Origin of the sequence: Saccharopolyspora sp. ID03-671 (assembly GCF_045278815.1) — a bacterium.
GTDB classification, from domain to species: domain Bacteria; phylum Actinomycetota; class Actinomycetes; order Mycobacteriales; family Pseudonocardiaceae; genus Saccharopolyspora; species Saccharopolyspora ipomoeae.
In genome coordinates, this window is sequence record NZ_CP134054.1 from 1,535,578 (window position 1) to 1,546,877 (window position 11,300).

Annotated in this window: 9 protein-coding genes; 3 read left to right on the plus strand and 6 right to left on the minus strand. The window is 70.2% G+C overall.

The window, feature by feature from the left end; all coding sequences use genetic code 11:
• Window positions 1–6 precede the first annotated feature (6 nt).
• A complete protein-coding gene (locus REH65_RS07210) occupies window positions 7–1,143 on the minus strand; it encodes a lysozyme (RefSeq protein WP_406691799.1) in 1,137 nt (378 codons plus the stop codon).
• 443 nt (window positions 1,144–1,586) lie between these two features.
• Between REH65_RS07210 and REH65_RS07215 the strand changes: the two genes are divergently transcribed.
• The gene (locus REH65_RS07215; protein ID WP_406691800.1) at window positions 1,587–3,983 is read left to right on the plus strand and encodes a Tex family protein; all 2,397 of its coding nucleotides are present in this window, start codon (window positions 1,587–1,589) and stop codon (window positions 3,981–3,983) included.
• A 56-nt stretch (window positions 3,984–4,039) separates the two neighbouring features.
• Here the strand turns inward: REH65_RS07215 and REH65_RS07220 are convergent, their stop codons facing one another.
• The 5 genes from REH65_RS07220 to REH65_RS07240 form a co-directional block, all read right to left on the minus strand.
• Window positions 4,040–4,228, minus strand: a complete 189-nt coding sequence (locus REH65_RS07220) for a DUF397 domain-containing protein (protein ID WP_281456078.1) — start codon at window positions 4,226–4,228, stop codon at window positions 4,040–4,042.
• A gap of 296 nt (window positions 4,229–4,524) precedes the next feature.
• A complete protein-coding gene (locus REH65_RS07225) occupies window positions 4,525–5,286 on the minus strand; it encodes a MerR family transcriptional regulator (RefSeq protein WP_406691801.1) in 762 nt (253 codons plus the stop codon).
• Between the two features lie 442 nt (window positions 5,287–5,728).
• Complete coding sequence (locus REH65_RS07230) at window positions 5,729–7,255, minus strand: tripartite tricarboxylate transporter permease (RefSeq protein WP_406691802.1); 1,527 nt, start codon at window positions 7,253–7,255, stop codon at window positions 5,729–5,731.
• 3 nt (window positions 7,256–7,258) lie between these two features.
• Complete coding sequence (locus tag REH65_RS07235) at window positions 7,259–7,783, minus strand: tripartite tricarboxylate transporter TctB family protein (protein WP_281456081.1); 525 nt, start codon at window positions 7,781–7,783, stop codon at window positions 7,259–7,261.
• Window positions 7,780–8,766: a Bug family tripartite tricarboxylate transporter substrate binding protein gene (locus REH65_RS07240; protein ID WP_406691803.1), complete on the minus strand. Its 987-nt coding sequence runs from the start codon at window positions 8,764–8,766 to the stop codon at window positions 7,780–7,782. The genes REH65_RS07235 and REH65_RS07240 overlap by 4 nt, the downstream gene beginning before the upstream one ends.
• Before the next feature lie 248 nt (window positions 8,767–9,014).
• Between REH65_RS07240 and REH65_RS07245 the strand changes: the two genes are divergently transcribed.
• Together REH65_RS07245 and REH65_RS07250 are read left to right on the plus strand one after the other, a co-directional pair.
• Complete coding sequence (locus REH65_RS07245; RefSeq protein ID WP_406691804.1) at window positions 9,015–10,577, plus strand: ATP-binding protein; 1,563 nt, start codon at window positions 9,015–9,017, stop codon at window positions 10,575–10,577.
• The gene (locus REH65_RS07250; protein WP_406691805.1) at window positions 10,574–11,257 is read left to right on the plus strand and encodes a response regulator; all 684 of its coding nucleotides are present in this window, start codon (window positions 10,574–10,576) and stop codon (window positions 11,255–11,257) included. Before REH65_RS07245 ends, REH65_RS07250 begins: the two co-directional genes overlap by 4 nt.
• The last annotated feature ends 43 nt before the right edge of the window (window positions 11,258–11,300 follow it).

Below are 11,300 nucleotides of genomic sequence, written 5' to 3' on the forward strand. Positions count from 1 at the left end.
ACTCGGTCAGCCGGCGAGCTGCTTGAGCCGCTCGAAGCCTTCCTTGTACTGGTTGATGTCGGTGTTGCCGCTGATGCCGGCGACCTTGCCCTTGTCGGTGTACTGCCAGAAGTCCCAGTCCTGGAACCCGGTGGGCACCGTCGGGCTGTCGACCTCGTAGGCGGCCAGCCACAGGTTGTGGTTGCTGAAGGTGTCGGTGCCGCCCATGCACTGCTTCCAGAAGGACGGGTTGGCGTAGATGATCGGGTCCTTGCCGGTGCGCTGCTTGACCGTGTCGTTGAACGACTTGGTCCACTGGTGCATCTGGTCGACGCTCATGCCGTAGCAGCTGCCGCCGTTGGGGTCGACCTCCAGGTCGAGCACCGGAGGCAGGGTCTTGCCGTCGTTCTTGTAGTCGATGATGTCCAGGAACCGGTTGGCCTGGGTCGCGCCGTCGGAGTCGTCCGGCCGCGCGAAGTGGTAGGCACCGGAGATCAGGCCCGCATCCTTGGCACCGTGGTACTGCTCGGAGTACTTCGGGTTCGTGAAGTCGGTGCCGTCGCTGGCCAGGACGAAGGTGAACTTCTTGTTGTCGGCCGCGACCTTCTGCCAGTCGATGTTGCCGTTGTGGTTGGACACGTCGATGCCCTCGACGGGCGGGCCCAGCGGAGCGGGCTCCTCGGCCTGGTCCTCGGCGGGGGGCGCCTCGGTCTTGGTCTCCGCGCGGGTCTGCGGCGGGTCGGCCTTCTTCTGCTCGACCATCGGGGCGGCCACGGCGGCCTCCTCGACGTCCCGCTCGTCACCGCCGGTGACACCGCCGATGATCAGGCCGACGACGCCGACGGCGGCGACGCCCGCAGCCACCTGCACGGGGCGCAGGCGGGAGGCGTTCTTGACGGTCTCGGGGACGTGCGGCGCAACCCTCTCCCGGAGGCGCCGCACGGCGGGGGCGTTGGTGATGCGCTGCAGCAGCGGGGACAGCCACTGCGCGAGGCGCTGGAGCAGCGGCGCGAGCCACTGGCCCACTCGATCCGCGGCGGCCCGCAGACCGGTGTCGGCACCCTGCGCCTTCGCGTGCCGCGCACTCTCGGTCGCCTCGTCGGGGGTCGAGGCATGATCGTTGTGTACGGGGGATCTGCTGTGGTCGGGGGTCTCGGGTTTCACGAGCCCCACACTCCGCGACGGAGAGTGGTCTGCCATCGAGGTATATACCTAGACGGGTACCTAGTTTCACCCCATCGGGTATCGATCCCCACATGCCCGGTTACGCATCGTGAGACGACCCCAGCGGTCGACGAATCCTAACCACATCACTCCCCCGCTTCGGCACCGCCCCACCGCCTCCGCAGCGCTCGGCAGGGGACGGTTCTTCCTCGAATCACCCGTGATCGAAGTCCGTTTCGTCCGGTTGATTCGAGGAAAAACTTGCCCCTGCCGCGGTGCGCACCACCGAGCGTCCCCGCCCGAGCACCCACCGCCACCCCCCGGGACGTGACCCCGGGGATCCCGACACGCCGGGTCTAGTGGCACGGTTGCCCTGGTGTCGGGTCGGGCACAATGCTCGATCGGATCTGGCGAAGATCGCAGAGAAGGCGGAACCAGGAAACGTGACGACGACTGTTCATCAGAAGATCGCCGAGGAGCTCGGGGTCCGCGAAGGCCAGGTGGCCTCTGCCGTCGAGCTGCTCGACGGCGGGTCGACCGTGCCCTTCATCGCGCGCTACCGGAAGGAAGTGACCGGGGCCCTCGACGACGCCCAGCTGCGCACCCTGGAGGAACGGCTGCGCTACCTGCGCGAGCTCGAGGAGCGGCGCGCCACGGTGCTGGAGTCGATCCGCTCGCAGGGCAAGCTCAGCGACGAGCTGGAGACCCAGATCAACGCCGCCGACTCCAAGGCGCGGCTGGAGGACATCTACCTCCCCTACAAGCCCAAGCGGCGCACCAAGGCCCAGATCGCCATCGAGGCGGGCCTGGAACCGCTGGCCGACCGGCTGCTGTCGGACCCGAGCAACGACCCGCAGGCCACCGCCGAGGGCTTCGTCGACGCCGACAAGGGCGTCGCCGACGTCCAGGCGGCCCTCGACGGCGCCCGCTCGATCCTCGTGGAGCGCTTCTCCGAGGACGCCGACCTCATCGGCGAGCTGCGCGAGCAGGTGTGGACCCGCGGCCGGATCGTCTCCAAGGTCCGCGAGGGCAAGGAGGAGGAAGGCGCCAAGTTCGCCGACTACTTCGAGTTCGACGAGCCCTTCACCGCGCTGCCCTCGCACCGCATCCTGGCGCTGTTCCGAGGTGAGAACGAGGACGCCCTGGAGCTCTCCCTCGAACCCGACGACGGCACCCCGGTCGAGGGCCCGACCTCCTACGAGCTGCGGATCGCCCAGCAGTTCGGCATCGCCGCCGAGGGTCGCCCGGCCGACAAGTGGCTCTCCGACGTGGTCCGCTGGGCCTGGCGCACCCGCATCCTGACCCGGCTGAGCGTGGACCTGCGGCTGCGGCTGCGCCAGCACGCCGAGGACGAGGCCGTCCGGGTGTTCGCGGCGAACCTGCGCGACCTGCTGCTGGCCGCGCCGGCCGGCTCCCGCGCCACGATGGGCCTGGACCCGGGCTACCGCACCGGCGTGAAGGTCGCGATCGTCGACGGCACCGGCAAGGTCGTGGCCACCGACACCATCTACCCGCACCAGCCGCAGCGGCAGTGGGACCAGGCGCTGGCCAAGCTGGCCGCCCTGGCCCAGCAGCACCAGGTGGACCTGGTCGCGATCGGCAACGGCACGGCCTCGCGCGAGACCGACAAGCTGGCCGGTGAGCTGATCAGCAAGCACCCGGAGCTCAAGCTGAGCAAGGTCTCGGTCTCCGAGGCGGGCGCGTCGGTGTACTCGGCCTCGGCCTACGCCTCGCGGGAGCTGCCGGACCTGGACGTGTCGCTGCGCGGTGCGGTGTCCATCGCCCGCCGGTTGCAGGACCCGCTGGCCGAGCTGGTCAAGATCGACCCGAAGTCGATCGGGGTGGGCCAGTACCAGCACGACGTCTCCGAGTCGAAGCTGTCGCGCTCGCTGGACGCGGTGGTCGAGGACTGCGTGAACGCCGTCGGCGTGGACGTCAACACCGCCTCGGCGCCGCTGCTGACCCGCGTGTCGGGCATCAGCGAGACGCTGGCGGAGAACATCGTGGGCCACCGCGACAGCAACGGGCCGTTCCGCAACCGCAAGGCGCTCAAGGACGTGGCCCGGCTGGGCCCGAAGGCCTTCGAGCAGTGCGCGGGCTTCCTGCGGATCCCCGACGGCGACGACCCGCTGGACTCCTCGGCCGTGCACCCCGAGGCCTACCCGGTGGTGCACCGGATCCTGCAGTCCACGCAGAACGAGATCGACGCGCTGATCGGCAACGCGAAGGTCCTCAAGCAGCTGCGGCCGCAGGACTACGTCGACGAGCAGTTCGGTCTGCCGACGGTCACCGACATCCTCGCCGAGCTCGACAAGCCGGGCCGCGACCCGCGACCGGAGTTCAAGACGGCGACGTTCGCCGAGGGCGTGGAGAAGATCGCCGACCTGCAGCAGGGCATGACGCTGGAGGGCGTGGTCACCAACGTGGCGGCGTTCGGCGCGTTCGTCGACGTGGGCGTGCACCAGGACGGCCTGGTCCACGTGTCGGCGATGTCGAAGAACTTCGTCAACGACCCGCACGACGTGGTCAAGTCCGGCGACATCGTCCGCGTGAAGGTCCTCGACGTGGACATCCCGCGCAAGCGGATCTCGCTGACGCTGCGGCTGGACGACGAGCCGGGCAAGGGCGGCAAGCCCGAGCGCGCCGAGCAGGGCGTTCGCGCCGGTAGCGGCCGCGGTAACGGCGGTGGCGGCAACGGCGGCGGCAACCGCGGTGGCGGCGGCAACCGGGGCGGCGGGAAGCAGAACCGCGGCGGCGGCGGCGGTGGTCGTCAGCGCAACGACGCTCCCAGCGGCGCGATGGCCGAGGCGCTGCGCAGGGCCGGTTTCGGCAAGAACTGATCGAGAACCGAGCGAGGGGCTCCCGGCGATGCGCGTCGCCGGGAGCCCCTTTCACGTCACCGGTCGAAACGTCCGGCCTTGACGGCGTTCACGAAGGAACGCCACTGCTCGGCCGAGGCGGTGAGGTTCTCCCGCCGCGATGAGTTCCGCACCGCGACACCAGGTCTCAGGGGGCCGACTTCCAGGCGGGAACTCAGGTTCTGAGACCGCGACGAAGCTCGCCACCGGGCCGGGTTCGCTGTCATGTTCTCGCGCCTTCCAGCTCATCGAGGATCACGGCGTCGGGCTCGTTGTCTCACACGGTCCCGACACCAGTCCCAGAAGGGTAATCACCGCCGAGGAGCGGACGATCACTTCCTCACCCGCGGCCCGCGCGACCTTCTGAACCGATCTCGCCACCAACACCGTCCACAGTGGACGCGGGAAAGCGCCGGGAAAGGTCGGCGGCCGAAGTCGCAGCGGGTGAAAGTGGTGGGAAAGGACGACGCGGCGGCACCGGCGAATTACGCGCCCGATCAGGACCTCGAAAACCCGAAAGGGGTCAGTGACCGGCGGTTTCCCGGTTGGACCCGGCGACCTCGCGCTGGGACATGACCTCGGCCATGCGCTCCCCGACGACGGCCGGGATGAGGCGCTCGGCGGAGCGGATCGCGGCGGCTTGCAGTGCGTTGAACACCAGCGGGCGCAGCCGGTCGATGACCTCGCCGTAGAACGGGGTGGCCTCCTCCGCGCTCGACACGCGGGTCACCACGTGCTCTCGCACCAGGTCGGCGAGGTCCTCACCGAGCGAATCGACCTTGCGCAACAGCTCTTCGGCGATCGTCAGCGTGTCCGACAGCGGGATGCCGAGGTCGACCATCTCCGACGCCGCGTCGTAGAGCAGCGGGCTGGTGGTGACGAAACCGCGCCCCCGGCGCTCCAGGATGCCCAGGTCGATGATCCGCTTGATCGCGCTCGGGGTGATCTGGGTGCCGAAACGCCTGCGCAACTCGCCGAGGGTCACGGTCCGCGGCTGCTCCTTGGCCCAGGTCCGGTCGGCGACCGCCTCCTCCAGACCGAGCACCTCGCCGAGGCTGCGGCCGGATTCCCAGGCGCCCAGCATCTCCTTGATCTGCGCGAACGCGTATCCGCGCTCCAGCATGCTGATGATCAGCTTGAGCCGGGTCAGGTGCGCGTCGGAGTAGATCGCCGTGCGGCCTTCCTTGCGGGGCGGCGGCAGCAAGTCGCGATCCTGGTAGACGCGCACGTTGCGCACCGTCGTTCCGGCTGCCCGGGCGAGGTCGTCGATCCGATAGTCCACCACCCCGAGAAGTGTAGTTACTCGTCGCAAGGCGTGCCGCTACCCGTTCAGGCACGACATCCGGGGTTCAGGGCAGGAAACCGCGCGGCAACGCGGCCGTTCCCGCCGGGTGCTCGGCCATCGCGACGTGAACCCCGTCCGCGTCTCCGGTGCTCGATGTTGCGCCCCAGCAGCGGAATCGCGTCGAGCAGCGCGTTGATCCTCACCCGCACGTCGGCGATCGCCGATCCGGTCAGCCGTCGGCCTCGCCCGGACGTGAAATGAGATGCGCGCGCTCCGCTTCGCCCAGCTCGCGGGACGCCGCCTGCTCGGCGGCACCTCCCGGAAACCGCACTGCGCCAACTGAATACCAGCAGGAGGAGAAGCCCTCGGGAGGAAAGAAGATGGCCCGGTCGGACGGGGGTCTCGACCGGGCCATCTCGTGAGAGGTGGAGATCCGGGGGATCTAGACCTCCACCTTCTCCCCCTCCTGGGGCTCGTCCTGCGCGGGGTTGCGCTTGGGCAGGAAGCGGGCCAGCAGCGGCCACACCAGGATCAGCGCCACGATGCAGTAGACGGTGATCGAGAACGGCGTGTTGACCAGGCCGCTGAGGTCGCCGTCGCTGATCTGCAGGGCTCGGCGCATCTGCTGCTCCGACGTCGGCCCGAGGATCACCGCGATGATCGCGGGCAGCACCGGCAGGCCGTAGCGGCGCATGGTGAAGCCGATCAGGCCGATCACGAACAGCACCAGCAGGTCCAGCGGGTCACCGCCGACCGCGTAGGCGCCGACGCTGGCGAAGAACAGGATGCCCGCGTACAGGTACGGCCGCGGGATCTGCAGCAGCTTCGCCCACACCGGGGCGAGCGGCAGGTTCAGCACCAGCAGCAGCACCGAGCCGATGAACATGCTGGCGATCAGCGCCCACACCAGTTCCGACTCGCGCTCGAACAGCAGCGGCCCCGGCTGGATGCCGTACTGCTGGAACGCCGCGAGCATCACCGCCGCGACCGCCGTGGTCGGCAGGCCCAGCGTCAGCATCGACACCATCGTGCCCGCCGCCGAGGCGCTCGCCGCGGCCTCCGGACCGGCCACGCCCTCGATCGCGCCCTTGCCGAACTCCTCGCGGTGCTTGGACAGCCGCCGCTCGGTCACGTACGACAAGAACGTCGGGATCTCCGCGCCACCGGCCGGGACCGCGCCGAACGGGAACCCGATGAACGGGCCGCGCAGCCACGGCTTCCAGGTGCGGCGCACGTCCGAACCGGACAGCAGCGCGCGGCCGACCGGGATCGGTTCGGCGTTGCTGCGCCGCAGGTGCGCGGCGACCCACAGCGACTCGCCGATCGCGAACAGCCCGACCGCGACGAGGACCACGTCGATGCCGTCGGCCAGGTGCAGCAGCCCGAAGGTGAGCCGCTGCTGGCCGGTCATCTCGTCCAGGCCGATGATGCCGAGCGTGAGACCGATGAGCAGCGAGGCGAATCCGCGGATCCGGGACTTGCCGAGCACCGAGGTGATCGCGATGAACGCCAGCACCGTGATCGCCAGGTAGTCCGGTGCGCCGATGTCGACGGCCAGCTCGGCCACGATCGGCGCCAGCAGCACCAGCAGGGTCAGGCCGACGATGGCGCCGATGAAGTGGCCGACGGCCGCGGTCGCGAGCGCTTGCGCGCCACGACCCTTGCGCGCCATCGGGTTCCCCTCCAGCGCGGCGATCACCGAGAAGCTCTCGCCCGGGGTGTTGAGCAGGATCGAGGTGGTCGATCCGCCGAACATGCCGCCGAAGTAGATGCCGGCGAACATGATGAACGCGCTGGTCGGTTCCAGGGCGTAGGTGACGGGCAGCAGCAGCGCCACCGCCATCGCCGGTCCGATGCCGGGCAGCACGCCGATGGCGGTGCCCAGAAGCACGCCCAGGGCGGCCCACACCAGGTTCATCGGGGTCAGCGCGGTGGCGAACCCGTCGAGCAGCAGGTTGAGGGATTCCATCAGTTACAGCACCCCCATCAGCGGGCCGCCGGGCAGGGGGACACCGAGCAGGTTGTTGAACACGAAGTACGTCGCCACCGACAGCACCGCCGCCAGCAGCGGGTCTCGCACCGCGTTGCGGCTGCCCAGGGCGTAGGCGCAGCCCCAGAACAGGATCATGCCGGACAGCGGGAAGCCGATGATGTTGATCAGCACCGCGTTGGCCAGGAACGACGCCGACAGCAGCAGCACCGTCCGCCAGTCGCTGGGTGCGGTGAGGTCGACGTCCTCGCCGGTCTCGGACTCGCCGCGACCGCCGCGCAGCACGTCGCGGGCCAGCAGCGCCGCGACGACGAGCAGCAGGCCGCCGATGAGGAACGGCACGGTCTTGGGCCCGACCGGGCCGCGCTGGGTGAAGTCGGTCGAGATCGACGCGGCGTCGACGAGCACCAGCACGCCCAGCAGCGCCAGCAGCACGCAGATGCCCAGCTCGGAGTGCTCGCGCAGCCAGGTGCGCTTGGAGCTCGTGGTGGTCGTGGATTCGGTCATGCCAGCCCCAACTCCTCGAGCACCGTGGCCACCCGCTCGTTCTCCTGCCGCAGGAACTCGCCGAACTGCGGTCCCGGCTCGTACGCCTCGGTCCAGCCGTTGCGCTGCAACGCCTCCTTCCACTCGGGGGTGGCGTTGAGGCGCTCGAACAACGACACGAGCTTGGCGCGGTCGCGCTCGCTCATCGCCGGCGGGGCGACGACGCCGCGCCAGTTGGTGAAGTTGACGTCCACACCGGACTCGATCAGCGTCGGCGCGTTCACGCCGGGCAGCCGCTCCGGTCCGGTGACGGCCAGCACGCGCAGCTCACCGGCCTCGATCTGGTCGCGGTACTCGCCGATGCCGGAGACGCCGAAGGAGACCTTGCCGCCGAGCACGGAGGCCAGCAGCTCGCCGCCGCCGTCGAAGGGCACGTAGTTGACCTGCTTCGGCGAGAGGCCGATGGCCTTGGCCATGAGCATCGGGGCCAGGTGGTCGGGTCCGCCGGGCGACGAGCCGCCGCCGACGGGAACCCCGCCGGGGTTGGCCTTCCAGTCCCGGAGGAGCTGGTCGAGGTTCTGGTACGGCGAGTCCTTGCCGACCACGACGACGTTGGACTCCTCGACGAGCTTGGCGATCGGCGTGGTGTCCTGCAGCGACACCGGCGAGTGGTTGGTGTAGACGCTGCCGACCACGCCCAGGCCCATCGACATGGCGAGCTTGCCGTTGCCGCGCTCGTTGACCACGCGCCCGAGGCCGACGGTGCCGCCGGCGCCGGGGAGGTTGAACACCTCGGTGTTGCTCTGCAGACCGGCGTCGTCCATGGCCTTGACCGCGGTGCGAGCGGTGATGTCGTACCCGCCTCCGGGTGAGTTGGGCACCAGGACTCGCAGTCCCCGGATCTGCGCTTCTGCGCTGCTGTCTGCACTGGTGCTGATCAGTGGTGGCACCAGGAGCACGAGCAGCACGGCCGCGATCGCAGCCAGCGCGCTGCGTAGCCGCACGGGCAATCCCGCCTCTCCATTGTGGTCGGAACGTGAGCCGGCTCATGCTGCACCGCCGGTCGGTGATCTGTCTCCCTTAACGTCGTAACGACACTTCCGGAACTTCTGTAACCGGGCCGGGTCCGGCGACGTCCGATACCCGCGAAACGCGCGCACCGACCGCCCGAATCGTCCTTCGGCGGCGTGTGACCAGGGTCTTTGCCCGTTCTCGGCGGGCGCGGGTTAACGTTCCCGCGAGGAGGTGCGCGGTGCTGCGTGTGCAGGGGAGCTTGTCGCGGCAGCTGCTGAGCTGGCAGCTGCTGATCATCCTCGTGCTGCTGGGCACCGTCGCGGTGTACTCGGTGTCGCAGAGCGACGCGGCGTTCCGGGCCAGCGAGGGCCGCAAGATGCTCTCGGTCGCCGAGGACCTCGCCGCCACCGAGATGGTCCGGGCCAGCCTGCAGGACCCCTACCGGCGGGACGCGCTGCCGATCCTCGCCGAGAGCGCGCGAAGCCTCTCCGGCGCCGACCAGGTGATCATCGCCGACGCGGGCGGGCGCGTGCTCACCTCGCCCGATCCCGGGCAGCGCGGCCAGCCGCTCCCGCTGGGCGAGTCGACCGTGCTGCGCGGTGCGGCGTGGGTCGGCGAGGTCGAGGCCGACGGCACCGGCACGCTCGTGGCGCACGTGCCGGTGATCTCCAACGACGCGCGGATCGTCGGCGTCGTCTCCGCCGGTCGCAACACCCCCGACCTGCTGCAGGGCCTGCGCAACGCGCCGGAGAACCCGCTGGCGCTGCTGGCCTTCGCCGCGTTCCTCGGCATCGCCGGGTCGGTGCTGCTGGCGCGCCGGGTCAAGCGCCAGACGCTCGGGCTGGAACCGCAGGAGATCACCCGGCTCGTCGAGCACCGCGAGGCGCTGCTGCACGGGGTGCGCGAGGGCGTCGTCGGCGTCGACGAGCAGAACCGGATCACGCTGGTCAACGACCAGGCGCTGCAGCTGCTCGCGCTGCCCGCCGACAGCCTCGGCCGCCACATCGACTCGCTCGACCTCGGCGACCGGGCGCGCGACGTGCTCACCGGGCGCTCCGACGGGGTGGACCAGATCGTGCTGCGCCGGGGCCGGGTCGTGGTGCTCAACCGGATGCCGATCTCGGCGGTCGGTGCGGTGGTGACCATGCGCGACCGCACCGAGCTGGTCGACCTGCAGCGCGAGCTGGCGGTGCACCGCGACACCACCGACACGCTGCGGGCGCAGGCCCACGAGTTCTCCAACCGGCTGCACACCATCTCCGGGCTGGTGGAGCTCGGCGAGTACGAGGAGCTGCAGCACTACGTGCAGCGCATCAGCCACCACAGCGAGCGCTGGCACGCCGAGGTCACCGCCCGCGTGCACGACCCGGCCACGGCGGCGCTGCTCATCGCCAAGTCGAGCCTGGCCGCCGAGCGCGGCGTGGGGCTGCGGCTCGGCGAGGACGGGTCCCTCGGCGAGATCGACGAGGAGCTCTCCGCCGACGTCGTCACCGTGCTCGGCAACCTCGTCGACAACGCGCTCGACGCGCTGGAGTCCACTCGGGACGCGTGGATCGAGGTCGAGCTGCACCACGCCGACGAGATCACCGTCGTGGTGCGGGATTCCGGTCCCGGTGTGGCGCCGGAGATCGTCGAGGAGGTGTTCCGGCACGGGTTCACCACCAAGGCGGCGCGCGGCGGCGAGCGCGGGCTGGGCCTGGCGCTGACGCGCCAGATCTGCCGCCGCCGCGGCGGATCGGTGGAGGTGCACAACGCCGACGGCGCGGTGTTCACCGCGCGACTCCCCCTGGAGGCGGCATGATCAGAGTGCTGGTGGTCGACGACGACTTCATGGTCGCCAAGGTCCACAGCGGCTACGTCTCGCGGGTCGAGGGCTTCGAGGTCGTCGGCACCGCGCACACCGGGGCCGACGCGGTGGTGGCCGTCGACGAGCTGCGGCCGGACCTGGTGCTGCTCGACATCTACCTGCCCGACCTCGACGGCCTGTCGGTGCTGCGGCAGCTGCGCGGCCGACCGTCGGCGGACCCGGACGTCATCGTGATCACCGCCGCCCGCGACCTGGAGACCGTGCGGGGCGCGATCCACGGCGGCGCGCTGCACTACCTGATCAAGCCGTTCAGCTACGAGGCGCTGCGGGAGCGCCTGGAGAGCTTCCGCTCGGTGCACCGCGCGTTGGCGGACATGCCCGGCGACGCCGCCACCGCGCAGCAGGACGTCGACCGCCTCTTCGGCACCCGCGCCCGCGCCGTCACGCCCCCGAAGGGCCTGTCGCCGGAGACCTCCCGCATCGTCGAGGACATCCTCCGCGCCCGCTCCGCCGACGGCGGCGACCTCTCGGCCGCCGAATGCGCCGAGTCGACGGAACTCTCGCGGGTCAGCGCCCGGAAGTACCTGGAGCACTTCGTCGAATCGGGCCGCGCGGAAGTCCACTTGCGCTACGGAGGAACCGGCCGCCCGGAACGCCGCTACCGCTGGCTCTGACTCGGGGTGACGCGATTTCAATGGAACTCAGGGACCCGATTTC

Bases quoted from the DNA above. Each gene is read 5' to 3' on its own strand.
- REH65_RS07235 (WP_281456081.1), bottom strand. From the start codon at position 7,783: ATGACCGAATCCACGACCACCACGAGCTCCAAGCGCACCTGGCTGCGC.
- REH65_RS07230 (WP_406691802.1), bottom strand. From the start codon at position 7,255: ATGGAATCCCTCAACCTGCTGCTCGACGGGTTCGCCACCGCGCTGACC.
- REH65_RS07250 (WP_406691805.1), top strand. From the start codon at position 10,574: ATGATCAGAGTGCTGGTGGTCGACGACGACTTCATGGTCGCCAAGGTC.
- REH65_RS07220 (WP_281456078.1), bottom strand. From the start codon at position 4,228: ATGACAGCGAACCCGGCCCGGTGGCGAGCTTCGTCGCGGTCTCAGAAC.